The organism is Streptococcus mitis (genome assembly GCF_901542415.1).
Classification (GTDB): domain Bacteria; phylum Bacillota; class Bacilli; order Lactobacillales; family Streptococcaceae; genus Streptococcus; species Streptococcus mitis_BL.
Window position 1 is genome coordinate 1372434 of record NZ_CABEHV010000004.1, and the last position, 24949, is coordinate 1397382.

Here is a 24949-nt window from a genome sequence, read left to right on the forward strand (position 1 = left end):
TTATTGTAACACGAAAGGAAAAAAGAAAAAAGTGGCAATCAATGCCACTTTCCTATCTTCTACTATTTGATTGTGTTGATGATGAACTTGATGTACTGCTAGAACTACTACTTGAGCTACTACTTGAACTTGGTGTAGATGAGAAACTACCAATAATACTTGACCAAGCATTTTGGTAATCTGCTTCACTTCCTCCAATAGCAAAGTGATAGCTTGTTGTAGGAGCTCCCGCCTTATTAGCCCAATAGCTCGTTACAGTAGAACCTGAAAGATCAACTGTTTTTCCATTAACGGATACTTTGCCTGGCTTCTGTCCTGTAGATCTGAGGACCTGAGATTGGGTCACACTAGAATCAAGATTAAAGCGTTCATTGCCCCAAACACCAGACTCAGCCTGTTGGATAGCATTGACCAAGTAAGCCATATATTTGGCATTTCGATAATGCCCAGCCCCCTTAGCCATCGGGCGGTTGTCATCATGCCCTAGCCAACCACCTAGAGTCAATCTTGGTGTTGACAGCATGAGCCACATGTTTTCATCTTCATTGGTTGTACCAGTCTTACCAATCCAGTCTGCACGAGCTAAGCTTGAATTGATAGAAGCCAAATCCGTTTGGAAACTTGAAGTGATTCGAGATGAAATCACCTCACGAAGCAAACTCTGCATAATTGTTGCCGTTGCCTTCGAGTACACTTGAACTGGTTTGTCTTGGAATTCATAGATTACTCTACCGTCAGGTGATTCAATCTTAGAAATCACATGTTTCTGATGATAAACACCGTTATTAGCAATTGTTTGATAACCATTGGTATGCTGGGCAACTGTGACTTCAATCCCACCACCCATAGGCAGACTTTCGATACCGTACTCCGGAATCTCGTAACCCATTTTCTCCATGTAGCCCTTGACATCAACACCCTTCTCACGAAGCATACGATAGGTCCAATAGGCTGGGATATTCCATGAATAGTTCAAGGCTTCACCCAAAGTCATCATGCCCGTACCTGGACTATTTACATACATGATAGGATTTCCATTAGAGAATTTTGTCGGATAATTGGACAAGATACTAGCGCTTCCCATCAAACCTTGGTCAATGGCAATACCGTAGGCCAGCAAAGGCTTAGTTGTAGAGGCTGGCGAACGCTTGGTATCAAAGGCGTGATTGTTTTGGTTTGTCTGGTAATTACGACCACCAACGAAGCCTAGAACAGCCCCCGTTTTATTGTCCATCAAAACATTCCCTACTTCAGGCTGCCCAGTCGAATCATCTACCAAACGACCATAGTTAGCAACAGCATTTTGCATGGCGTTATGGATTTTTTTATTGATTGTTGTCGTGATTTTATAGCCACCGTTACTTAGTTCCTGCTCAGCTCGCTCATGATAGGCCTTTTGAACCGCTTCCTTTTTCAACTCCTGACTAGAGACATTGTCCTGTTGAACTAAATAATCATACATACGGTCTGTCGCTTCAGCCATAGCCGTAAAGTAAAGGTAATCTCTTGAAACAGCATTAACAGTTCCCGATGGCAAGAAGTCTTGTTTTATATTATAATCCTTGTACTGGTCGTATTCTTCCTGAGTCAAAGCACCCGTACGATACATGTTATAGAGAACTCCCTTGGCCCGCTTCAAACCAAGTTCTAAGTCTTCATCACTCTTTAACTCTCCAGTATTTTCATAAGGGGAATAAGTAATCGGACTCTGTGGCAAACCTGCTAGGAAAGCGGCTTGAGGAATACTCAACTTGTTGGCATCGATACCGAAAATTCCTTCAGCAGCTTGCTGGGCACCTGCAATATTCTGTCCTTTATGATTCCGACCAAAGGGAGCAACATTGAGATAAGTAGTCAAGATTTCATCCTTACTCATGCTGCGTTCCAAGGCAAGGGCATCAACAATTTCTGTAGCCTTACGAGCCAAGGTCGGAGCATCTCCGACCACTTGTTGCTTGATTAACTGTTGGGTCAAGGTCGAGCCCCCGCTAGATGAGCCCAAACCTGCAAAGGTTCCCAAAGTCGCCCGAATCACAGCTTTTGGCACAACCCCTTTATGTTCAAGAAAATGTTCGTCCTCAGTTGCAACGATAGCCTTTTTGAGATTCTCTGATATTTCCTCAGATGAAACAGAAGTTCGCAGTAGGTCACTCTCGATAGAAGCAATGACACTCCCATCTGCATAAACAATTTCTGAGATGGAAGAAATATTTTTAACCTGCTTGACCAAGTCCTCCGATTGGGGAACCTTAGCCTTGTCAAACAAAGCAACTCCATAACCAAGAGCTACACCAGCACCAAAAAGTCCACCGATAAAGCCTAGAATAAAGAGAGTATTCAAAATTCCCTTAATAGCAACTAAAATGCTACCTAGGATAGCCAGAACTTTCCCACTTGTCCCATCCGACTGCTTCTCTTCTGAGACTTTCTCTGATTTTCTATGATTTATTTTTGATTTTACTAGCTGGAAAAATTCCAGCATTTTTCGTTTTAATTCATTTAATTGATTTTGCATGGATTTCCTCACTCTATCTATTGTACCATAAAAGGTAAACTTTCAATAAAATGGTAAATTCGCAAACTAAGTTCCACCGCTAGTAGAAGTGGAAGTTAGTCTGATAAAAATCCTAAAAACCAGTGGAAATCCGTGTCAGGGTAAGTTCCACTGGTTTTACTAATGCTTGATTTCATCGCTTTTGTAACCAAAAGGAATCGAAAAAAAGAGCGCACAAAATCCCCTCATCTGAAAGCGTTTCAGATTAAGTTCCGCTATGGTGGAAGTTAGTGTGAGACGTTTGAATGCGGTTAAAGGTTAGTTTTTAGAACTTATGTTGGAGTAATTTCGAAGACTGACAGACGTCTTCTGCAGGTATTTTAGAAATACCTAGAAGCTTAGGAATCTCTTCTCCATAGGTAAAGGCAAAGAGCTCATAGGCTGACTTTCCATTCAAAGCAGCACGTTTGACACTGTTGACATGAGAGCAGACGAGATTGATGTCCTCTTGAGTTAAGTTGTCAAAAGCAGTTCCCTTAGGTAGAATGTCTCGAATCAGTGTGTGGTTTTTCTCAATTCTCCCTTTCTGGTCAGAGCGATTAGGGTCACAAAAGAAGAGTTTACTCTCTCCTCGCACATCCATTTCGATATCATCAACCCTGGCAAACTCTCCACCATTATCGGTAAGAATGACAGGAAAGAGTTGGAAGAAATCTTTATCAGCTTCATGAAGAGTGTTCTTGATGGTATAGAGGTGTTTGGTAACCTCAAGGGCAGTTTTATTATCCAGAAGCCTAGCGAAGATAAAGTTACAGAAAGACAGGTTGAAGGTAAGTAGGACTTTACCTCCCATCCTCCCCAGAACTGTGTCCATTTCCAGCCAAGAGTCTAGTTGATTAAGGACTAAATAGTTTTGGAAATCCTCATAGGAACGGCCTTTTTTAGCTTCTTTAGGGATGGAAGGTAGTTTCCTTTTCCGTCTTTCTTTGAATTTAACGGCTCTGGCTAGGTCAATATGAGCGATAGATAGGTATCCTTTTCGGATGTGTCGATAGACGGTTGAGGAACTGACATCAAGGTTATGAGTTTTGAGGATATGATAGATGTGTTGTCCCTTTTTAACACCATCAGAAATGACTTTGTCCATGTCCCAGAAGGCCTTGGAATTAAGGGGAGTTCCTTCACGAGCTTCGACAAGAGTTTGTTCGTACTGTTTTTGAGCTTGTTTAGCAAGGTAGAAGATTTTTTTAAATCCACAATTTTGTCTTCTTTTAGGGCATCCATTACAGACAAAGGGAGCCTTATCGAGTAAAGGGCAAGGAAGGTTATCGCATGTAGACTCTCGGACTTGTCTGTTTCGTTTGACTTCTTTGGAAACAGTAGTTGGGTCTTTTAGAATGGATTGTCCGATAGCTTTGAAGGTTTCACCGCGCTCTAAGCCTAATTGGATATCATTACGGTCTGAAAGGGTAAGGTGTTTATGTTTTGTCATAGTAGACCTCATTTCTAACTCAAACGTCTCACACTTAATTCCACCATAAAAATCCGTTTTAGACTAATTTCCACTTTGGTTGGGCAAGTGGAAGTTACTTTGAGAAATTAGCCTTTCAATAAAATAGCCACTTTCTTCCTTATTCTACTAGGCTATTGCCCAAGTTTGTGATACAATAGGTAGAAACAATATTTTTAAAAAGGAGAAAAGACACATGCACATTTTTGATGAGCTAAAAGAGCGTGGTTTGATTTTTCAAACGACTGATGAAGAAGCTTTGCGTAAAGCCCTAGAAGAAGGTCAAGTTTCTTATTATACTGGCTACGATCCAACTGCTGACAGCCTTCACCTAGGCCACCTTGTCGCAATCTTGACAAGTCGTCGCTTGCAGCTAGCAGGTCACAAACCTTATGCGCTCGTTGGCGGTGCTACAGGTCTCATTGGAGATCCGTCCTTCAAAGATGCTGAACGTAGTCTCCAAACAAAAGACACAGTAGATGGCTGGGTCAAGTCTATCCAAGGACAACTTTCTCGTTTTCTTGACTTTGAAAATGGTGAAAACAAGGCTGTCATGGTCAACAACTACGACTGGTTTGGCAGCATCAGCTTCATTGACTTCCTCCGTGATATCGGAAAATACTTCACTGTCAACTACATGATGAGCAAGGAGTCTGTGAAAAAACGGATCGAAACAGGAATTTCATACACTGAGTTTGCTTACCAAATCATGCAAGGTTACGACTTCTTCGTTCTTAACCAAGATCACAACGTAACACTACAAATCGGTGGTTCTGACCAGTGGGGAAATATGACAGCTGGTACTGAGTTGCTTCGTCGTAAGGCTGACAAGACTGGCCACGTTATCACTGTTCCATTGATCACCGATGCAACTGGTAAGAAATTTGGTAAATCAGAAGGAAACGCAGTCTGGCTCAATCCTGAAAAGACTTCTCCATACGAAATGTACCAATTCTGGATGAACGTTATGGACGCTGACGCTGTTCGCTTCTTGAAAATCTTTACTTTCTTGTCACTTGATGAGATTGAAGACATCCGTAAACAATTTGAAGCGGCTCCACACGAACGCTTGGCTCAAAAAGTCTTGGCTCGTGAAGTCGTTACACTTGTTCACGGCGAAGAAGCTTACAAAGAAGCCCTCAACATCACTGAGCAACTCTTTGCAGGAAACATCAAAAACCTTTCTGTTAAAGAGCTTAAACAAGGACTTCGTGGAGTGCCAAACTACCAAGTTCAAGCAGATGAAAATCACAATATCGTGGAACTGCTCGTCTCATCTGGTGTGGTTAACTCAAAACGTCAAGCCCGTGAAGACGTCCAAAACGGAGCTATCTACGTAAATGGCGACCGTATCCAAGACCTTGACTATGTCTTAAGTGACGCAGATAAGCTTGAGAACGAACTGACTGTTATCCGTCGCGGTAAGAAAAAATACTTTGTATTGACTTACTAAACTATTCAATATTTATCTATAAACAAAGGAGTTAACCTCGAGAAAGGTAACTCCTTTTTGCTGTTAATAACTCTCATCTATCTATTTTTAATAGACAGGCTACGCAGTACAATGCGCAAGGTTGTTAGATTATGTAAGATAGAGAGATTTGAAGGACTGAGCCAATTAAACAAGCCAAAGCCAATCAAACTACTATTTACGACAACGGTATCTTGAATATTCTTCTTGATGAGTGTTTGCAAAGATGATGATAGCGAATCCAACTCTTGGAAGAAATCCAAACGATTATCTAACAATAAGATATCACTCATCTGCTTAGAAATATCTGCACTCTCATTCATCACCACACCGATATCTGATAGGGTTAGAGCAGCTGAGTCATTCAAGCCATCTCCAACCATCAAAATAGTGTGACCTGCTTTCTGCAGTTCCTCTACTAACTCAAATTTTCCATCAGGTTTCAAGTCTGTATAGACCTGATCAAAGGGCAAATCTTTGACTAATTCCTCTGTTCTAACCAGGGTGTCCCCTGTTGCCAGAATCAATTTTTTCCCTTGTGCCTTAAGTTTCTCCAAGGCTGCTTTTGCTTCTTTTCTCAAAGGAGTATGAATGCAGAACATTCCAATCAATTCATTCTGATAAGCCAAGAATAAGAGATTGTAGTGACTCTTGTACTCTTCAATTAAAGCATTTTGTTCTGAACTGATATGAATCTGCTCATCCTGCATCAAGACATAATTCCCAATAAGAACTGGTTGGCCGTCTATATGAGATTTGATCCCCTTGCTTGCGATATATTGGAGTTTCCCATGCATTTCCTCATGTTCAATCCCCTCTATCTCAGCTTGCTTGACGATAGCATTAGCAATAGGATGATAAATGTGTTCCTCAAGACAGGCACTGATTCTGAGAATATCTTCCTCACTATAGTCCCCAAAAGGTAACACCTTTTCAACTATAGGATAACTAGTTGTGATTGTTCCCGTCTTATCAAACAAGAAAGTATCAACTTCCAGGTATTTCTCCAGAACATCCCCATCCTTAATCACCATTTCACGGTTCAACCCCTCCTTGATAGCTGTCAAATAAGCTACAGGAGTAGAGATTTTCAAAGCGCAGGAGAAATCGACCAATAGGAAAGAGATAGCCTTAGAAAAAGAACCTGTTAATAGGTAAGTCAGCCCAGCTCCCAAGAAATTATATTTGACGACCTTGTCCGCCATTTTGATGAAATAGCGTTGTTTCGTTTTCTTGTTTTCTTCAGATTTCTTCATTAACTCAATCAGTTGTAAAATCCGGCTGTTCATCTGATTATCGGTTACACGAATGCGTAACTCTCCAGTTTCTAATACTGTATTTGCACAAACCAAATCAGACTCTCTTTTTTCAACTGGAAAACTCTCTCCCGTCAAGGAACTTTCATTGACCATACCTAAACCTGAAACTACTTGTCCATCAAACAGAATTTCATTTCCTTGAGATAGGACCAAGACATCTCCTATTTGAACATCAGAACTCTTGATACTAACAACCGTATCGCCCTGTACTAGGAATACATCGCTCTCTTTTGCAAGAAGGCTTTGTTCTAAATCTGTTGCAGTTTTTTTCAAGGACCACTGATCTAAATGATTCCCCAAATCAAGCATAAACATGATATTGCTAGCTGTCTTGGATTGGTTCATAAACAAGGACAATAAAATCGCCGAGCAGTCCAAGACCTCCATCGTTAGTTCCTTACGCGCTAGTGTTTGATAGGCTTCTCTAATATAGGCAAAAGCCTGATAACAAGTCCATAGATAGCGAATAGGATACGGCACAAAACTACGAAAAAGTATACGCTTAATCGCTGCACCTGAAACAATAGAATAAGCACTCTCTTCTCTACGAATGGGAAGAGTCATCAACTCAGAAACTTTCCCTTTATCAATTCTTTTTAAAAAGGCTTCTGCATTATCTAATACAGAAAAGCCTTCTTTTATGCGTAGAGTAAAGTGCTGTTGATCCATGTAAAACTGGATAGACTCAATCCCCTTTTCATCTCTCGCCAAGGAACGAAGATAGTCTTGAATATCCAAGGTGAGTGAAAAAGAAGATGATAGTCGGATATGTTGGTATCCTCTATGTAGCACTTTAAAAGACATATTATTCCCCTATAAGGCTATCTAATTGCTCTTCTTTTTTCTCTTGCTCGTACAAATATTTGGCATCTTGCAAGACATCGTCTCCATGTTGTTTCACAACAGAAACAGATGCATCTAGCCCGTCTTTCAACTTGTAAGCCTTAGCCAAAGCTTTAGAATAACCTTTTTTAGCTTCCTTACTTGCCAAGATTTTCAAACCAAGGGTACCAAATGCGACACCACCCAAAAAGAGTGATGATTTTTTCGCAACTTTTGCAACGGTTAGTACTTCTTTTAACATACTTATTTCCTCCTTATCATTATTATATAGCAATTTAGATATAAAAGCAATTTCATTCTATAAATTGGAGAATTAGTTTTATTTCTACTGAATCTCCCATCTACTTATTCCTAAGGTTGCTTTCATTTGCCTCTTTTGATACACTTAAACTATGAATACAAATCTCAAACCCAAACTTCAGCGTTTTGCTTCTGCTACTGCCTTTGCCTGTCCTATCTGCCAAGAAAAGCTGACTCTGGTTGAGAGCAGTCTCAAATGTAGCAATCGCCATTCTTTTGACTTGGCTAAATTCGGCTATGTCAATCTAGCTCCTCAAATCAAGCAATCTACCAACTACGATAAGGAAAATTTTCAAAACCGCCAACAAATCCTAGAGGCTGGATTTTATCAGGCTATCTTAGAGGCTGTATCTGACTTGCTAGCCAGTTCAGAAACTAGCACCACAGTCTTAGATATCGGCTGTGGCGAAGGATTCTATTCTCGCAAACTCCAAGAAAGGCATCCTGACAAAACCTTCTATGCTTTTGATATTTCCAAAGATTCCGTCCAAATCGCTGCCAAGAGCGAACCCAACTGGGCAGTCAATTGGTTCGTTGGTGACTTAGCTCGTCTTCCTATAAAAGACGCTAGCATGGATATCCTGCTTGATATCTTCTCACCTGCCAACTATGGAGAATTTCATCGCGTTTTATCCAAAGACGGTATCTTGATAAAGGTTATCCCAACTGAAAATCACCTCAAGGAAATCCGTCAGAAGGTACAAGACCAGCTAACAAACAAGGATTATTCTAACCAAGATATCAAAAATCATTTCCAAGAACACTTTACCATCCTATCTAGTCAAACTGCCTCTCTGACTAAAACTATCACAGCAGAGCAGCTCAAAGCCCTACTCAGCATGACGCCCCTACTCTTTCACATCGACCAGACTAAGATTGACTGGAGCCAACTGACAGAGATTACCATTGAAGCAGAGATTCTGGTCGGGAAAGCATTCTAAACTAGACTTTGCAAAAGTAGAAAACTTACTAAGAATCTTCAATATTACGAAAACGCATAAGAACAGGTACTCAAAAACCTTAATCTTATGCGTTTTGTTATAGTTTCCATACATATTAAGTGGAAATATTGGAAACCAGTTCTTTTAATAACCATTGAATACCATATAGTACATTTACCCCAAATATGATATAGGCCGTATAAATCAAGTATTTCGATTTCTCCCGTCTCAAAGAATAGATCTTGTACAAGATAAACAAATTTAAAATAATAAATAATAGAGACAAAATCTTCCTCCAAAAATCAATCCTAAAGGTACACAGCTAAGCATAGCCCTAAACTTTATTTTCGATTCGAGATAACAAACTTATCAATAAATAGCAATTGATATAAGGCAAGTACAAATCCCCAGAAACTCCCTCGAAGCGAGATTTCTTGATGATTGAGAGGAAACAAATCATGGTTACCTATATAGAGGCAGATCAAAATAACAAATAAAATCCAAAATAAATCAGTCCATCTATATTTTGAAAAATATTTTTTCAACATAATAACACCTTCTTTCTTTACTACAATAACATTATATGATAAAATGTAAGCGAATACAAATAAAAAGAAATTGCCTTATTCAATTAATATTTTTATAAGAAAGTAGATGATTCCAATGTGCAAACTATAATTATCAACTCTTAATATCCAACTTAGTTATGAAAGAATGGTAGGTGATTGTCATGAAAAAACACCAATTACTCTATTATTTAGTTGTTTAGCATTATTTTGTTTACCTATTTCTGTAAATGCCGACACTAATAATAATCTTGTCATAAAATTCAATGAACTAACATTTACTGTTGAGGATTATAATATCCCTAATCCAGAAGTAGTATATTCAAAATCAGGATTCAACGAAGTTGCAACTGTTATTGATATTGATACTGGAAAGGTTGTTGAAACTATCGAACTTATCCCAGATCTTTCTCGCGCTACAGTTACTTCACATACATTAAAAAGAAGTGCAACATTTGCTAGAACTACAGTTCAATTAAGCGTAAATATTGAGCTATATAATGAGGGTTCTTTCCGTCAGATTAACTCAGTTCAAGATTATTACTTAGGAATAACAAATTCTATTACAAACACATCTATTGAAGACAAAACTGTTAATGTTTGGTCTACAAATGGATACCCTACAACAAAAATTAAGTATGCTTATAATGGCACTTTAACAGCAGTTATAGAAACTAGTGATTCAGCTCAAGTTAAAGCAGAGTTGTTAGGAGCTGGATTTACATTTGGAGGTAGTATGGCAGGCAAATCTTATTATAGAGTCCCATTTAATCAAAACGGAACTATTAGTCTATACTAACTTAGGAGATAATCGATATTATGAATGAAAAAAAACGTACATATTTTATTTGTGCAAGTATTATTATTTCATCTATAATTTTAGGACTCTTTATTTATAAAGGAATTTATGACGGATTTGACGTTTTGGGTCAATTTATAAACGATGGCCTCAGGGTAATTAGTACTAATATTAGTAATATTGGTAGTAGTAGTATTAGGTAGTTAATAGCAATAGAATTCAAATAAAAAACGGTAATTTAGTGAATGCTGATTGCCGTTTTTTCCATAAGTGAGACGTTGTGATATAATATCTAAAAAGCAGTGGTAGATATGTTAGCAGAAAACAATGAACTAGAATACTTGTTGAATGTTAAAGATATTTGGGAGGATGAAGAAGATAACCAAGTATCTATCAATGCATATTGGAATTGGCTTGGCCCAATCTATCTATGATGTTATAAAAAAGAGGACTCTCTTTCTTTTTTTATTTATCTTACGATAACTAGTATACTGTCATCAATAAAAAAAAAACAAGACATAAATGTCAGTAGACATTTATGTCTTGTTTTTAAATTGAAATTACGGAAAATCCTTATTTTTTTCCTCTATCACTCTATCTCTAAATGATTTATCATTTAATAGTTCCGCACCATTTATTGCTTTATTATAGTAGTCTAAAGCAAAATCTTGTATTTCATCTATTATTTCTCGTACAGCACTTAGCGTTTGGGGCATTAAATCATAATATTCAATATTAAAGTGATATAAAACAATTGATACAATAACCCTTTGAATCAAATGAATATTGTTGGCATCAGAGAAATTATTTTGCTCCAAGATGTTAGCATAGATATTTTCAAATACATTATCAATTGCCTTAGCATTCAAAGTACATTTTAAGAAATACAAGTGTAAAATTAATAAATCATTAGTATCATAATTTGTTTTTAAAAGTAATTGCTCAAAATACTCCTCAATCAAGCCCTCTCCAAATTCTAATTTGACATTCAAACAACCACTTGTATACGTTTCCATTTTAACACACTTTCCTACAATTTTCAGAAAAAATAATTATAACGAATAGTTTTAAGTCACTACCCTATATAAGTGACCCATTTAAATATAGTATCTGAGATCTATTTCTACTCAAGCATTCAAAAAAGCGAATTTCAACCGAAACTCGCTTTTTTACAAGATGTATTAGTATAAATTTGTATCTTAGTCTAAGTGCCAGATATCTTCGTTGTACTGAGCGATTGTACGGTCAGATGAGAAGAATCCTGCTTTAGAGATGTTAACAATGACTTTATCCAACCATGCGTCACGGTCTTCGTAGTCAGCCAACATTTGTTCTTTAACCTTGATGTAGTCTTCCAAGTCAAGAAGAGTCATGAACCAGTCTTTGTTGATCAATTCATTGTAAAGACGTTCCAAGCGCTCTTTGTTTCCAGCTGCAAGAACTGCATCGCTAACGATGAAGTCAACCAATGGTTTGATAGCTTCACGAGCGTAGAATTCGCTTGATTTGTAAGCTGCTTTTGCGTAAAGGTCGATAACAGTTTCTGAATCTTCACCAAAGATATAGATGTTTTCGTCACCAACCAACTCAGCGATTTCCACGTTAGCACCATCCATAGTACCAAGAGTCAAAGCTCCGTTCAACATGAATTTCATGTTACCAGTACCTGAAGCTTCTTTAGAAGCAAGTGAGATTTGCTCTGAGATATCACATGCTGGGATAAGGAAGCTTGCTGCAGTAACGTTGTAGTTTTCAACCATAACTACTTGCAAGTGTGGAGCTACTGCTGGATCGTTAGCAATAACTTCTGACATGCAAAGGATCAAGTGGATGATGTCTTGAGCGATTGTGTAGGCTGGGGCTGCTTTACCACCAAAGAAGATTGTGATTGGGCGAGCAGGGATGTTACCAGCTTTGATGTCAAGGTATTTGTGGATCACGTACAAAGCGTTCATTTGTTGGCGTTTGTACTCGTGAAGACGTTTGATTTGGATATCAAAGATAGAGTTTGTATTGATTTCCACACCTTGGTGTTCTTTCAAGTGACGTGCCAATTTACGTTTGTTGTGAGCCTTGATGCTTTCCAATTTTTCTTTGACAGCTGCTTTGTCTTCATAAGACAAGAGTTTCTCAAGCTCATCTGCTTCATGGTGCCAACCTTCTCCAATAATCTCATCCAAGTAGTGAGACAATCTTGGGTTGGCATGCATGAGCCAACGACGGAATGTAATACCGTTTGTTTTGTTGTTGAATTTTTCTGGGTAAAGGTCGTAGAAGGCTTTCAACTCAGAGTTCTTCAAGATTTCAGTGTGGAGTGCCGCTACCCCGTTAACGCTGTATCCGTAGTGGATATCCATGTGGGCCATGTGAACACGTCCACTCTCGTCGATAATTTGAACAGCTGGATCTTTGTATTCCGCTTTCACACGACGATCCAATTCTTCGATGATTGGTACCAAGTGAGGAACCACTTCTTGCAAGAATTCAAGAGGCCATTTTTCAAGGGCTTCAGCAAGGATTGTGTGGTTAGTGTAGGCAGTCATGCTACGAACGATTGAGATTGCTTCGTCAAGCTCGATACCACGTGCGGTCAAAAGACGAATCAATTCAGGGATAACCATTGATGGGTGAGTATCGTTGATTTGTACAACTGCGTAGTCAGCAAGGTCATGCAAGTTGCTTCCTTTTTCGATTGCTTCGTCGATGATCAATTGCGCACCATTTGAAACCATGAAGTATTGTTGGAAAATACGGAGCAATTCACCTTGACGATCACTATCATCTGGGTAAAGGAAGAGAGTCAAGTTGCGAGCGATATCTGTCTTGTCAAAGTTGATACCATCTTTAATGATAGAAGAATCAACTGAATCCAAGTCAAACAAACGCAAGCGGTTTTTAGTTGCTGTCTCATAACCAGTAACATCAATATCATAAAGAGTTGATGTCAAAGTAAAGTCTGCAAATGGCACTTGGTAGCTACGGCTTGAGCGAACCAACCAGTTTTGTTCTGTCAACCATGCATTTGGAATTGTTTCTTGTTGGTTGTTTTTAAGAACTTGTTGGAAAAGACCAAAGTGGTAGTTAAGACCAACACCGTCACCGTTCAAACCAAGAGTAGCAATTGAGTCGATAAAGCAGGCAGCCAAGCGTCCCAAACCACCATTACCAAGAGATGGTTCCAATTCAACTTCTTCTACTTCGATCAAGTCTTTACCTGCAGCTGCAAGTTCTTTTTTTACATCGTCGTAAAGACCAAGGTTGATCAAGTTGTTTGACAAAAGTTTACCAATCAAGAACTCAGCTGAGATATAGTAAACTTTTTTCTTACCAGTGTTAACTGGTTTTTTGCTGCTTGCAAGCTTGCTGTAGTTAAGAAGAGCAAGGTATAGCTCTTCATTGCTACATTCTGCAATGGTTTTATTGTAACGATTTTGTACAAATTCTTGTAGTGATAACATGTTTAAGGTGTCTCCTGATGTTGTATTATTTCTTTAATTCTACCAAATTTTCATTAATTCGTCGATAGATTGTTGTCAAGTCAAGCAAACCTTCCTCGACAGCTGGTGTCAATTGATCTTCAGTCATACGCCAAGACCAGTTTCCACCAAGGGTAGATGGGAAGTTCATACGAGCTGTCTCATCCAATTCTAGCAAATCTTGCATAGTTGCAATTGCCATGAAGCTAACTGATGAAAAGACTGTACGAAGCATAGCGTGTGGAACTGTTTCGTATTCTTTACGGTTAGTATAGCGAGCCATGTACTCACGAGTCGCATCATCGATCTCGTTACGGTACCAACCAAGGACCGTATTGTTATCGTGTGTTCCTGTGTACATAACTGAGTTAGCAGGTGCCAAGTGTGGGCTATCGATACTTTCGTCTTCTGGATTGAAAGCAAATTGAAGAATCTTCATTCCTGGGAAGCCAGTACGTTCACGCAACTCAATAACTTCATCTGTCATGAAGCCAAGGTCTTCAGCGATGATGTTTAGCTCACCAAGTTCTTCCTTAACGGCTGCAAAAAGCTTGTAGCCCGGACCTTTCACCCACTCACCAGGTGCTGCTGTATCGGAACCAGCAGGGATTTCCCAGTAAGATTCGAAACCACGGAAGTGGTCGATACGAACGATATCGTAGATTTTGAAGCTTTCACGCAAGCGTTCAATCCACCATTTGTAGCCGTCTTTATCCATTGCTTCCCAGTCATAGATTGGGTTACCCCAAAGCTGACCAGTTGCAGAAAACTCATCTGGTGGGCATCCTGCGATGCAAGTCGCCTTACCGTTGACATCTGTCTTGAAGAGGTGTGGATTAGCCCACATATCGCTTGAATCTTCCGCTACGTAGATTGGCATGTCCCCAACGATTTCGATGTGGTTGTCGTTAGCATAAGCTTTCAATTTCAACCATTGTTGGAAGAAGAAGTATTGAGTCACACGGTGGTAAACCAACTTGTCTGCCAATTGCTCACGGTAACTTTCAAGTGCTGAAGCTTTACGAGTACGAGCATCTGCATCTGGCCATTCAGTCCAAGCAAGATTGTCAAAATGCTCTTTGATAGCCATATACTCAGCAAAGAGCTCAAGCCATGATTGGTTGTCTTGAGCAAATTTCTCAAAATCTTTAACATCTCCTACTTCCAAGAAACGTTTTACCGCTTTTTCTAAAAGAGGACGACGTGCATAGTAGATTTTAGCATAGTCAACTTCAGACGCATCGCTACCAAAGTCAACTCCTTCAAGGTCACTTGCTTTCAACAAGCCTTGCTCCACCAAGATATCTAAATCGATAAAATGAGTGTTCCCTGCGAAGGCTGAGAAAGATTGGTAAGGAGAATCTCCGTAACTAGTTGTTCCTAATGGAAGGATTTGCCAGTAACGTTGTTTTGTACGAACCAAGAAATCAACGAAGTCATAAGCACTCTGACCAAACGATCCGATTCCGTAGGCTCCTGGGAGAGAAGAGATGTGCATCAACACACCACTTTGACGTTTTTTCATAAACAACACCTCGTGTATTTGTAGTTTAATTTTTCATTTTTGGGCGCAAACGTTTGCGTTAATATAAGTATACTTCATTTTTGGAAGAATTGCAAGCGGTTTTAAAAAAACTTTTTGATTATTTTTTAAAAAAACTTGTCCTTATTTATGTATACATATACATTTTTCTTTTCTATTTGCAAAATCTTCTTCAACTACAAATGGAAGGCTCAACTTAGTCTACTTTTGGTCTAGAGCAATTTATTTTTTGTTCAAAATTTAGGCAATCGTTTCCCTAAATAATTTCAGTAAAATAGTGAAAATATATTTTCTGACTTTTCTTCTATTATAAACAAATAAAACGCTTACCCTTTTCGTGAAATTTTTTTAAAATTTTTACAAAAAACACTTGCAACCGTTTTCTATTTGTGCTATACTAGTCCCATAAAGGAAAACGTTTGCGTTTCCTCATTATAAAATTTGTTATTCTTTAGGAGGAATACACTATGTCATCTAAATTCATGAAGAGCGCTGCTGTGCTTGGAACTGCTACACTTGCTAGCTTGCTTTTGGTAGCTTGCGGAAGCAAAACTGCTGATAAACCTGCTGATTCTGGTTCATCTGAAGCGAAAGAAATCACTCTTTACGTTGAGGACCAATACAAAGCTTATGCTGAAACAGTAGCTAAAGCTTATAAAGAACAATCAGGAACAACAGTTAACATCAAATCTGGTGACCAAATGGGTGGGCTTGACAAACTTTCTCTTGACAACCAATCAGGTCAAGCTCCTGACGTTATGATGGCTCCATACGACCGTGTAGGTAGCCTTGGTACTGACGGACAACTTTCAGAAGTGAAATTGAGCGACGGTGCTAAAACAGATGATAAAACTAAATCTCTTGTAACAGCTGCTGACGGTAAAGTTTACGGTGCTCCTGCCGTTATCGAGTCACTTGTTATGTACTACAACAAAGACTTGGTAAAAGAAGCTCCAAAAACATTTGCTGACTTGGAAAACCTTGCTAAAGATAGCAAATACGCATTCGCTGGAGAAGATGGAAAAACTTCTGCTTTCCTAGCTGACTGGACAAACTTCTACTTTGCATACGGACTTCTTGCTGGTAACGGCGGTTACGTATTCGGACAAAACGGTAAAGACGCTAAAGACATCGGTCTTGCAAACGACGGCGCTATCAAAGGTGTAGAATACGCTAAAACTTGGTATGAAAAATGGCCTAAAGGTATGCAAGATACGGAAGGAGCTGGAAACCTAATCCAAACTCAATTCCAAGAAGGTAAAACAGCTGCTATCATCGATGGACCTTGGAAAGCTCAAGCCTTCAAAGACGCTAAAGTAAACTACGGTGTTGCAACTATCCCAACTCTTCCAAACGGAAAAGACTACGCAGCATTTGGTGGTGGTAAAGCTTGGATCATCCCATCAAGCACTAAGAACCTTGAAGCTGCTCAAAAATTTGTAGACTTCCTTGTTTCAACTGAACAACAAAAAGCCTTCTACGATAAAACTAATGAAATCCCAGCTAACACTGAAGCTCGTTCATACGCTGAAGGTAAAAATGATGAGTTGACAACAGCTGTTATCAAACAGTTCAAGAACGCTCAACCAATGCCAAACATCTCTCAAATGTCAGCTGTTTGGGACCCAGCTAAAACAATGTTGTTTGAAGCTGTGAGCGGTAAGAAAGATGCTAAGACAGCTGCAAACGATGCTGTAACATTGATCAAAGAAACAATCAAACAAAAATTTGGTGAATAAAAAATTTGTTCAAGGGGGGTGGAAATCAAATCCCCCTTTGAATTTATCAATAGAAACACAAATAATTTAGCTTTCTTATAAAAAGCGGTATCCTATGAAAGGAGTTATTATGGAAAAGCAACAACCTAGTAAAGCAGCCCTGCTGTCTATCATTCCTGGGTTAGGACAGATTTACAATAAACAAAAAGCCAAAGGTTTTATCTTCCTTGGTGTAACCATCGTATTTGTCCTTTATTTCCTAGCACTTGCAGCCCCTGAATTGAGCAATCTCATCACTCTTGGTGACAAGCCAGGTCGTGACAATTCCCTCTTTATGCTGATTCGTGGCGCCTTCCATTTAATCTTTGTAGTTGTTTATGTACTCTTTTATTTCTCAAATATTAAAGATGCTCATACAACTGCCAAACACATTAATAATGGTATTCCAGTAGCACTTACCTTTAAAGAAATGGTCAAAGGAATCTATGAAAATGGTTTCCCTTACCTCTTGATCATTCCATCTTATGTTGCCATGACCTTCGCGATTATCTTCCCAGTTATCGTAACCTTGATGATCGCCTTTACCAACTATGACTTCCAACACTTACCACCAAACAAATTGTTGGACTGGGTTGGTTTGACGAACTTTACGAACATCTGGAGTTTGAGTACCTTCCGTTCTGCCTTCGGTGCCGTTCTTTCTTGGACTATCATCTGGGCTTTGGCTGCCTCAACTTTACAAATCGTAATCGGTATCTTCACAGCTATCATTGCTAACCAACCATTTATCAAAGGAAAACGTATCTTTGGTGTTATTTTCCTTCTTCCTTGGGCTGTCCCAGCCTTCATCACTATCTTGACATTCTCAAACATGTTTAACGATAGTGTCGGAGCTATCAACACTCAAGTTTTGCCAATCTTTGCTAAATTCCTTCCTTTCCTTGATGGGGCTCTTATCCCTTGGAAAACAGACCCAACTTGGACTAAGATTGCCTTGATTATGATGCAAGGTTGGCTTGGATTCCCATACATCTACGTTTTGACCTTGGGTATCTTGCAATCTATTCCTAACGACCTTTACGAAGCAGCTTATATTGACGGTGCTAATGCTTGGCAAAAATTCCGCAACATCACTTTCCCAATGATCTTGGCCGTTGCAGCACCTACTTTGATTAGCCAATACACCTTCAACTTTAACAACTTCTCTATCATGTACCTCTTCAATGGTGGAGGACCTGGTAGTGTCGGAGGTGGAGCTGGTTCAACCGATATCTTGATCTCATGGATCTACCGTTTGACAACAGGTACATCTCCTCAATACTCAATGGCGGCAGCTGTTACCTTGATTATCTCTATCATTGTCATCTCAATCTCTATGATTGCATTCAAGAAACTACACGCATTTGATATGGAGGATGTCTAAGATGAATAACTCAATTAAACTCAAACGTAGACTGACTCAAACCCTTACTTACCTCTACTTAATTGGCCTATCAATCGTGATTATCTATCCACTTTTGATTACCATCATGTCAGCCTTTAAAGCAGGTAACGTCTCAGCCTTTAAACTAGATACTAATATCGACCTCAATTTTGATAACTTTAAAGGCCTCTTCACTGAAACCTTGTACGGTACTTGGTACCTCAACACTTTGATTATCGCCTTGATTACCATGGTTGTTCAAACAAGTATCATCGTACTTGCTGGTTATGCCTACAGCCGTTACAACTTCTTGGCTCGTAAACAAAGTTTGGTCTTCTTCTTGATTATCCAAATGGTGCCAACCATGGCCGCTTTGACTGCCTTCTTCGTTATGGCACTTATGTTGAACGCCCTTAACCACAGCTGGTTCCTCATCTTCCTTTATGTTGGTGGAGGTATCCCAATGAATGCTTGGCTCATGAAAGGCTACTTCGATACAGTGCCAATGTCTCTAGACGAATCTGCAAAACTAGATGGTGCAGGACACTTCCGCCGCTTCTGGCAAATTGTTCTTCCACTTGTTCGCCCAATGGTTGCCGTACAAGCTCTCTGGGCCTTCATGGGACCTTTCGGGGACTACATCCTCTCTAGTTTCTTGCTTCGTGAGAAAGAATACTTTACTGTTGCCGTAGGTCTCCAAACCTTCGTTAGCAATGTGAAAAACATGAAGATCGCCTACTTCTCAGCAGGTGCTATCCTCATCGCCCTTCCAATCTGTATTCTCTTCTTCTTCCTACAAAAGAACTTTGTTTCAGGACTTACAAGTGGTGGCGACAAGGGATAATATATCCCCGCCACCCTTTTTCATTTTGAAGCTTGTGACTATAAAACTATCCTTGTAGCAAGCAATTTTTCTCCTAGACTTGAAATAAAGCACATTTCTCTATATAATAATACTCATATAGAAAACACCTTTTAGAAAGATACCTATGCTTCCATATCCATTTTCTTATTTTTCAAGTATTTGGGGATTTCGTAAGCCCCTGTCCAAACGGTTCGGACTCAACTGGTTTCAACTTCTCTTTACCAGTATCTTCCTTATCAGCTTGTCTATGGTACCCATTGCCATCCAAAACAGCTCGCAGGAGACTTATCCGCTAGAAACCTTTATCGATAATGTCTATGAACCATTGACAGATAAGGTTGTCCAGGATCTCTCTGAACATGCTAGAATTATCGATGGCAAATTAACTTATACTGGAACAGCTAGTCAAGCGCCTTCTATTGTGATCGGTCCAAGTCAAAGCAAGGAGTTACCTAAGGACTTGCAACTGCATTTCGATACAAAAGAACTGGTTATCAGCAAGGAAAGTAAGGAACTGACTCGTATCTCTTACCGGGCGATTGAGACTGAGAGTTTCAAAAGTAAAGACAGCTTGACCCAAGCTATTTCTAAAGACTGGTACCAGCAGAATCGTGTCTATATCAGTCTCTTTCTGGTTCTCGGTGCGAGCTTCCTCTTTGGTTTGAATTTCTTCATTGTCTCTCTAGGAGCTAGTCTTCTCCTTTATATCACTAAGAAATCACGCCTCTTTTCATTTAGGACCTTTAAAGAGTGCTACCATTTTATCTTGAACTGTTTAGGATTACCTACTCTAATTACGCTTATTTTGGGACTCTTTGGCCAAAATATGTCAAATCTCATCACTGTACAAAACATTCTTTTTGTTCTGTATCTAGTCACTATCTTTTATAAAACGCATTTCCGTGATCCAGATTACCATAAATAGGAGATTTTTATGCCCGTTACGATTAAAGACGTGGCCAAGGCTGCTGGTGTTTCGCCTTCAACCGTAACCCGTGTTATTCAAAACAAATCAACCATTAGCGACGAAACAAAAAAACGTGTTCGCAAGGCGATGAAGGAGCTTAATTACCACCCCAACCTCAACGCTCGTAGCTTGGTGAGTAGCTATACGCAAGTTATCGGCTTAGTTCTTCCTGATGACTCAGATGCCTTCTACCAGAATCCTTTCTTTCCATCAGTCCTACGCGGCATCTCTCAAGTCGCATCTGAAAACCACTATGCCATTCAGATAGCAACAGGGAAAGATGAGAAGGAGCGTCTTACTGCCATCTCACAAATGGTCTATGGTAAACGTGTAGACGGTTTAATTTTCCTTTATGCCGAAGAGGAAGATCCTTTAGTCAAACTGGTGGCTGATGAGCAGTTTCCCTTCCTCATCCTCGGAAAATCTCTGTCCCCCTTCATTCCACTTGTCGATAATGACAATGTTCAAGCTGGCTTTGATGCGACTGAATATTTCATCAAAAAAGGCTGCAAACGAATTGCCTTTATTGGAGGGACTAAGAGACTCTTCGTAACACAAGACCGTTTAACAGGCTATGAGTCAGCACTCAAACAGTACCAACTGCCTCTTGATAGTAACTTGACCTATTTTGCGAACGAATTTCTAGAAGAAAAAGGTTATCAATTTAGTAAGCGTTTGTTTAAACACGATCCTATGATTGATGCTATCATTACAACCGATAGTCTCCTAGCTGAAGGGGTCTGTGACTACATCGCTAAGCACCAACTGGATGTCCCTGTTCTCAGCTTCGACTCTGTCAATCCCAAGCTCAACTTGGCAGCCTATGTCGATATCAATAGCCTAGAACTTGGTCGAACATCATTTGAAACGATTCTTCAGATTATCAACGATGCTAAGAGCAATAAACAAATTTGTTACCGTCAGTTAATCGCCCACAAAATTATCGAAAAATAAAAACCAGCTCGCGCTGGTTTTTTTGATTACTAATTTTCTGTTTCAACGAACCGTCCCAGAATATGAACATTCTCAGATACAGAGACAAAAGCGCCTGGATCCACCTGTTTCATAATCTGTTTAAATTCATTAAACTCTGCACGTGTAATGACAGTGATTAAAACTGCCTTTCTCTCGTGATTATAGGTTCCTTCTGCATCGTGGATCATGGTTGCTCCGCGGTGCAATTTTTTATGGATTTTCTCAATTACTTTATCTGGATGATTGGTCACAATCATGGCCTGCATTCGTTTTTGCTTGGTAAAGACCGCATCTGTCACACGGCTAGAGACAAAGATGGTAATCATTGAGTAGAGAGCGTACTTCCAACCAAAGGTCAAACCTGCTATCAGCATGATAGTCCCATTTACCAAGAAAGAAATACTACCGACATTCTTACCTGTTTTCTTGCGAATAGTCAGGCTGACGATATCCGTCCCACCACTGGAGATATTGTTGCGAAGAGCAAAACCAATCCCCAAGCCCATGACAACACCCCCAAAAAGGGCATTGATAATGGGATCCTCCGTCAAGGTCGCCACAGGGACGAACTGGATAAAGAAGGAACTCATGGATACCGTGATAAAGGTAAAGACGGTGAACTTATGGCCAATCTGATACCAAGCCAAGACCATCAAAGGAAAATTAATGGCATAGAAGGTTAGCGAAATCGGGATATGAAAACCAAACCAGTGATTACTCAAGGCAGAGATAATCTGTGCCAGACCTGTCGCACCACTCGAATACACATGCCCCGGTTGGAAAAAGAAATTGACCGCTACTGCTGATAAAAAGCCATAGACCAGAGAAGCCGAAATCTTCTCATCATATTTTTCCCGAGAGATGCTTTGTAAGACACGTAAAATTTTTATCTGATAAGCAAAGCGGCGCAGATAATAGCGCCACCGCTTAATTCGTTTTGCTTGTTTCATCTTCTTCTACTTGTAAGCTGAGTTCCTCTAGTTGTTTAAGAGCTACTGTTGAAGGAGCTTGTGTCATTGGGTCAGTTGCCTTGTTGTTCTTAGGAAAGGCAATAACTTCACGGATATTTTCTTCTCCAGCAAGCAACATAACAAAACGGTCAAGCCCGATAGCCAAACCACCGTGTGGTGGGAAACCATAGTCCATGGCTTCAAGAAGGAAACCAAACTGGTCATTTGCTTCTTCGGCTGAGAAACCAAGAGCCTTGAACATACGTTCTTGAAGGTCTTTTTGGTTGATACGAAGGCTACCACCACCAAGTTCATAACCGTTCAAGACAATATCGTAAGCAATGGCACGAACCTTCGCCAAATCACCTTCTAATTCGTGAGCAGTCTCTTCCTGTGGTAGAGTAAATGGATGGTGGGCGCTCATGTAACGACCTTCTTCTTCAGACCATTCAAACATTGGCCAGTCAACTACCCAAAGGAAGTTGAATTTATCATTGTCAATCAAGCCAAGCTCCTTTGCAATACGTCCACGAAGGGCCCCAAGTGTTGCATTAGCTACCTCAAGCGTATCTGCCACAAAGAGAACCAAGTCCTTATCTTCAAGAGCAAGAGCTGTTGTCAATTCTGCTTGGATACCAGTCAAGAACTTAGCAACTGGTCCGTTTAATTCTCCATCCACAACCTTGACCCAAGCAAGACCTTTGGCACCGTACTGTTTGGCTACTTCGGTCATCTTGTCGATGTCTTTACGTGAATAGTTGTCCGCAGCTCCTTTGACCACAATGGCTTTCACAGCAGGTGCTTCTGAGAAGACTTTAAAGTCCACACCTTTGACCACTTCGGTCAAGTCCTGAAGCAACATGTCAAAACGGGTATCAGGTTTATCAGAACCGTAAAGAGCCATGGCATCGTCATACTTCATACGTGGGAAAGGCAGAGTGACTTCAATGCCTTTTGTTTCCTTCATGACACGCGCAATCAAGCCTTCTGTGATATCTTGGATTTCTTGCTCAGTAAGGAAAGATGTTTCCAAGTCAACCTGTGTGAACTCAGGCTGGCGGTCACCACGCAAGTCCTCGTCACGGAAACATTTAACGATTTGGTAGTAACGGTCAAAACCAGCATTCATCAATAACTGCTTAGTGATTTGCGGACTTTGAGGAAGCGCGTAAAAATGCCCTTTATTAACACGAGATGGCACCAAATAGTCACGCGCCCCTTCAGGCGTTGACTTAGAAAGGAATGGTGTCTCCACGTCGATAAACTCCAACTCATCCAAGTAGTTGCGGATAGAGTGGGTCACCTTAGCACGAAGTTTAAGATTTTCCAACATTTCTGGACGACGAAGGTCAAGGTAACGGTAACGCAAACGTGTATCGTCATTGGCCTCAATGCCATCCTTAATCTCAAATGGGGTTGTCTTAGCTGTATTCAGCACTGTCAGAGCTGTCACGTTTAACTCAACTGCACCAGTTGGTAACTTATCATTGGCTTGCTCACGCGCAGCGACCTGACCAGTCACCTCGATAACAAATTCACTACGAAGGCTTTCAGCTGTTGCCATGACCTCTGCAGAGACTTTTTCAGGGTTGATAACCAACTGCATGATTCCTTCACGGTCACGAAGGTCGATAAAGATCAAACCACCAAGGTCACGACGACGGCCAACCCATCCTTTCAAGGTCATTTCTTGTCCGATGTGTTCCTCACGAACACGACCAGCATACATACTACGTTTCATTGTTTCTCTCCTCTTTTATTCTGTTACTATTTTACCATAAAAGCGCAGGCTCTTCATGAAAATCAGCAGAAAAGTTTGCCTGACTTTAAAAATCAAGTGAATCCTCTAAAAATTAACGTCCATACAAAAATCCGATGAACTTCACCGGACTCTTTTATTTTGAATTTTTGCCTGCTTTACGCTTTTCAGCAATTTCGGCTGCCTTTCGAGGCAAGACAATTTCCGTTGTGTAGGCTGTCCCAAAGCGCAAGACACCTGCAATAGGGGCAAAGACAACTGCTAGATAGTTGTAGAAGAAATCGCCCTTGAAGGCATAAGCTAGCGCTCCAATGATGAAAAATAGAACGACTGCTTGAATCACTGCTAATAAAATTACTCGTTTCATGTGACCTCCTGACTCTATTATAGCATGAGAATCATCAAAAAGCTGACTAAATTATTCAAAGCGTGGAGAGAAATACTGTAGACCAGACCTTTTCTGCTAATATAAGCCAAGCCCAAGCTAAAACCAAGACTAGTATAGACTAAAAATTGTTGCACATCACCTGGGAAATGAATCAAGGCAAACAGAACACTGGATACCAGAAGAAAAATCAGAGTTTGTTTCCTATTGTCCTGCTTAGGAAAGAGGTAGCGTGCTAACATCCCTCTAAAGATAAGTTCTTCCGTCAAAGGAGCAAAAATAACGACCGCAAAGAATGAGAAAAGTGGTTGAGACAAGGTCAAGTCTATCGCTGTTTGCTGATTTACTGAAGGATCATTTGGCAAGAAAAACTGGACAACCAGAGATAGGAACCAAACCAAGGCAGGAAGCCAAATAAATCGGTTGAAGCCACTCTTCTCAATACGAACAGGAGCTTTCTGATACCATTTGTAAATGCCGTACACATAAACTCCAGCCAAGGCTACATAGAGTAGGGTAACAGCATAGGGTGAACCGCCTAAGGCAAGCGACGTAGTCGCGAGCACCTGAATGAAGCCATAGATGAATAAAAAGGATAGAATGGCTAGAAGAAACCAGCCAAGGTTTTTAAGTAGTTTCATAAAG

Annotated in this window: 21 protein-coding genes; 9 read left to right on the plus strand and 12 right to left on the minus strand. The window is 40.0% G+C overall.

The genetic code is table 11. The annotated features are described in order from the left end of the window. Nucleotides 1-52: 52 nt before the first annotated feature. The gene (gene pbp1b, locus FQT24_RS07220; RefSeq protein ID WP_143952576.1) at nt 53-2515 is read right to left on the minus strand and encodes a penicillin-binding protein PBP1B; all 2463 of its coding nucleotides are present in this window, start codon (nt 2513-2515) and stop codon (nt 53-55) included. A gap of 304 nt (nt 2516-2819) precedes the next feature. Continuing rightward, the gene (locus tag FQT24_RS07225; RefSeq protein ID WP_143951979.1) at nt 2820-3986 is read right to left on the minus strand and encodes an IS30 family transposase; all 1167 of its coding nucleotides are present in this window, start codon (nt 3984-3986) and stop codon (nt 2820-2822) included. A 214-nt stretch (nt 3987-4200) separates the two neighbouring features. On the opposite strand from FQT24_RS07225, the gene tyrS reads away from it, so the two are divergent. After that, nucleotides 4201-5457, plus strand: coding sequence for a tyrosine--tRNA ligase (tyrS, locus tag FQT24_RS07230; protein WP_000546884.1), 1257 nt, complete (start codon nt 4201-4203; stop codon nt 5455-5457). A 77-nt stretch (nt 5458-5534) separates the two neighbouring features. Here tyrS and FQT24_RS07235 read toward each other — a convergent pair whose 3' ends face one another. Further along, nucleotides 5535-7598, minus strand: a complete 2064-nt coding sequence (locus FQT24_RS07235) for a heavy metal translocating P-type ATPase (RefSeq protein ID WP_143952577.1) — start codon at nt 7596-7598, stop codon at nt 5535-5537. 1 nt (nt 7599) lies between these two features. Then, a complete protein-coding gene (locus FQT24_RS07240; RefSeq protein WP_000910910.1) occupies nt 7600-7878 on the minus strand; it encodes a DUF6110 family protein in 279 nt (92 codons plus the stop codon). Between the two features lie 151 nt (nt 7879-8029). On the opposite strand from FQT24_RS07240, the gene FQT24_RS07245 reads away from it, so the two are divergent. Next, nucleotides 8030-8878, plus strand: a complete 849-nt coding sequence (locus FQT24_RS07245; RefSeq protein WP_143952578.1) for a putative RNA methyltransferase — start codon at nt 8030-8032, stop codon at nt 8876-8878. A 341-nt stretch (nt 8879-9219) separates the two neighbouring features. On the opposite strand, the gene FQT24_RS11190 is transcribed toward FQT24_RS07245, so the two are convergent. Continuing rightward, a complete protein-coding gene (locus FQT24_RS11190) occupies nt 9220-9426 on the minus strand; it encodes a hypothetical protein (protein WP_143952579.1) in 207 nt (68 codons plus the stop codon). A 166-nt stretch (nt 9427-9592) separates the two neighbouring features. On the opposite strand from FQT24_RS11190, the gene FQT24_RS07255 reads away from it, so the two are divergent. After that, on the plus strand, nt 9593-10243 hold the full coding sequence (locus FQT24_RS07255) for a hypothetical protein (protein WP_143952580.1): 651 nt from the start codon (nt 9593-9595) through the stop codon (nt 10241-10243). A 302-nt stretch (nt 10244-10545) separates the two neighbouring features. Further along, nucleotides 10546-10677, plus strand: a complete 132-nt coding sequence (locus FQT24_RS11080; protein ID WP_260666458.1) for a hypothetical protein — start codon at nt 10546-10548, stop codon at nt 10675-10677. A gap of 126 nt (nt 10678-10803) precedes the next feature. Here FQT24_RS11080 and FQT24_RS07265 read toward each other — a convergent pair whose 3' ends face one another. The 3 genes from FQT24_RS07265 to malQ form a co-directional block, all read right to left on the minus strand. After that, entirely contained in the window at nt 10804-11259 is a 456-nt protein-coding gene (locus tag FQT24_RS07265) for a hypothetical protein (RefSeq protein WP_143952581.1), read from the minus strand. A gap of 183 nt (nt 11260-11442) precedes the next feature. Continuing rightward, nucleotides 11443-13701, minus strand: a complete 2259-nt coding sequence (gene glgP, locus FQT24_RS07270) for a glycogen/starch/alpha-glucan family phosphorylase (RefSeq protein ID WP_143952582.1) — start codon at nt 13699-13701, stop codon at nt 11443-11445. A gap of 25 nt (nt 13702-13726) precedes the next feature. Beyond that, complete coding sequence (malQ, locus tag FQT24_RS07275) at nt 13727-15244, minus strand: 4-alpha-glucanotransferase (protein WP_143952583.1); 1518 nt, start codon at nt 15242-15244, stop codon at nt 13727-13729. Nucleotides 15245-15729: 485 nt separating this feature from the next. On the opposite strand from malQ, the gene FQT24_RS07280 reads away from it, so the two are divergent. The 5 genes from FQT24_RS07280 (at nt 15730) to FQT24_RS07300 (ending at nt 21189) form a co-directional block, all read left to right on the plus strand. Continuing rightward, nucleotides 15730-17001, plus strand: a complete 1272-nt coding sequence (locus tag FQT24_RS07280) for an extracellular solute-binding protein (RefSeq protein WP_000095466.1) — start codon at nt 15730-15732, stop codon at nt 16999-17001. Between the two features lie 109 nt (nt 17002-17110). After that, nucleotides 17111-18403, plus strand: coding sequence for a sugar ABC transporter permease (locus tag FQT24_RS07285; protein ID WP_185952555.1), 1293 nt, complete (start codon nt 17111-17113; stop codon nt 18401-18403). A 1-nt stretch (nt 18404) separates the two neighbouring features. Further along, nucleotides 18405-19247, plus strand: coding sequence for a sugar ABC transporter permease (locus tag FQT24_RS07290; protein ID WP_001065648.1), 843 nt, complete (start codon nt 18405-18407; stop codon nt 19245-19247). A 145-nt stretch (nt 19248-19392) separates the two neighbouring features. Beyond that, nucleotides 19393-20193, plus strand: coding sequence for a DUF1189 domain-containing protein (locus FQT24_RS07295; RefSeq protein WP_143952585.1), 801 nt, complete (start codon nt 19393-19395; stop codon nt 20191-20193). Between the two features lie 9 nt (nt 20194-20202). Beyond that, entirely contained in the window at nt 20203-21189 is a 987-nt protein-coding gene (locus FQT24_RS07300) for a LacI family DNA-binding transcriptional regulator (protein WP_120719255.1), read from the plus strand. A 29-nt stretch (nt 21190-21218) separates the two neighbouring features. Here the strand turns inward: FQT24_RS07300 and FQT24_RS07305 are convergent, their stop codons facing one another. From FQT24_RS07305 to FQT24_RS07320, 4 genes are all read right to left on the minus strand, one after another. Beyond that, nucleotides 21219-22160 carry a YitT family protein gene (locus FQT24_RS07305; RefSeq protein WP_000806291.1) on the minus strand — a complete coding sequence of 314 codons (942 nt, stop codon included), beginning with the start codon at nt 22158-22160 and terminating at the stop codon, nt 21219-21221. After that, nucleotides 22138-23901: an aspartate--tRNA ligase gene (gene aspS / locus FQT24_RS07310; protein WP_033681065.1), complete on the minus strand. Its 1764-nt coding sequence runs from the start codon at nt 23899-23901 to the stop codon at nt 22138-22140. Before aspS ends, FQT24_RS07305 begins: the two co-directional genes overlap by 23 nt. 154 nt (nt 23902-24055) lie before the next feature. Then, nucleotides 24056-24286 (minus strand): hypothetical protein, encoded by a 231-nt coding sequence (locus FQT24_RS07315; RefSeq protein ID WP_000832184.1) that lies wholly within the window; start codon nt 24284-24286, stop codon nt 24056-24058. A gap of 17 nt (nt 24287-24303) precedes the next feature. Then, nucleotides 24304-24945 carry a CPBP family intramembrane glutamic endopeptidase gene (locus tag FQT24_RS07320; RefSeq protein WP_000771204.1) on the minus strand — a complete coding sequence of 214 codons (642 nt, stop codon included), beginning with the start codon at nt 24943-24945 and terminating at the stop codon, nt 24304-24306. Nucleotides 24946-24949 lie beyond the last annotated feature (4 nt).

Bases quoted from the DNA above. Each gene is read 5' to 3' on its own strand.
- FQT24_RS07300 (WP_120719255.1), top strand. From the start codon at position 20,203: ATGCCCGTTACGATTAAAGACGTGGCCAAGGCTGCTGGTGTTTCGCCT.
- glgP (WP_143952582.1), bottom strand. From the start codon at position 13,701: ATGTTATCACTACAAGAATTTGTACAAAATCGTTACAATAAAACCATT.
- FQT24_RS07305 (WP_000806291.1), bottom strand. From the start codon at position 22,160: ATGAAACAAGCAAAACGAATTAAGCGGTGGCGCTATTATCTGCGCCGC.
- tyrS (WP_000546884.1), top strand. From the start codon at position 4,201: ATGCACATTTTTGATGAGCTAAAAGAGCGTGGTTTGATTTTTCAAACG.
- FQT24_RS07285 (WP_185952555.1), top strand. From the start codon at position 17,111: ATGGAAAAGCAACAACCTAGTAAAGCAGCCCTGCTGTCTATCATTCCT.
- FQT24_RS07280 (WP_000095466.1), top strand. From the start codon at position 15,730: ATGTCATCTAAATTCATGAAGAGCGCTGCTGTGCTTGGAACTGCTACA.
- FQT24_RS07290 (WP_001065648.1), top strand. From the start codon at position 18,405: ATGAATAACTCAATTAAACTCAAACGTAGACTGACTCAAACCCTTACT.
- FQT24_RS07265 (WP_143952581.1), bottom strand. From the start codon at position 11,259: ATGGAAACGTATACAAGTGGTTGTTTGAATGTCAAATTAGAATTTGGA.
- malQ (WP_143952583.1), bottom strand. From the start codon at position 15,244: ATGAAAAAACGTCAAAGTGGTGTGTTGATGCACATCTCTTCTCTCCCA.
- FQT24_RS07240 (WP_000910910.1), bottom strand. From the start codon at position 7,878: ATGTTAAAAGAAGTACTAACCGTTGCAAAAGTTGCGAAAAAATCATCA.
- pbp1b (WP_143952576.1), bottom strand. From the start codon at position 2,515: ATGCAAAATCAATTAAATGAATTAAAACGAAAAATGCTGGAATTTTTC.
- aspS (WP_033681065.1), bottom strand. From the start codon at position 23,901: ATGAAACGTAGTATGTATGCTGGTCGTGTTCGTGAGGAACACATCGGA.
- FQT24_RS07225 (WP_143951979.1), bottom strand. From the start codon at position 3,986: ATGACAAAACATAAACACCTTACCCTTTCAGACCGTAATGATATCCAA.
- FQT24_RS07295 (WP_143952585.1), top strand. From the start codon at position 19,393: ATGCTTCCATATCCATTTTCTTATTTTTCAAGTATTTGGGGATTTCGT.
- FQT24_RS07255 (WP_143952580.1), top strand. From the start codon at position 9,593: ATGGTAGGTGATTGTCATGAAAAAACACCAATTACTCTATTATTTAGT.
- FQT24_RS07245 (WP_143952578.1), top strand. From the start codon at position 8,030: ATGAATACAAATCTCAAACCCAAACTTCAGCGTTTTGCTTCTGCTACT.
- FQT24_RS07235 (WP_143952577.1), bottom strand. From the start codon at position 7,598: ATGTCTTTTAAAGTGCTACATAGAGGATACCAACATATCCGACTATCA.
- FQT24_RS11190 (WP_143952579.1), bottom strand. From the start codon at position 9,426: ATGTTGAAAAAATATTTTTCAAAATATAGATGGACTGATTTATTTTGG.
- FQT24_RS07315 (WP_000832184.1), bottom strand. From the start codon at position 24,286: ATGAAACGAGTAATTTTATTAGCAGTGATTCAAGCAGTCGTTCTATTT.
- FQT24_RS07320 (WP_000771204.1), bottom strand. From the start codon at position 24,945: ATGAAACTACTTAAAAACCTTGGCTGGTTTCTTCTAGCCATTCTATCC.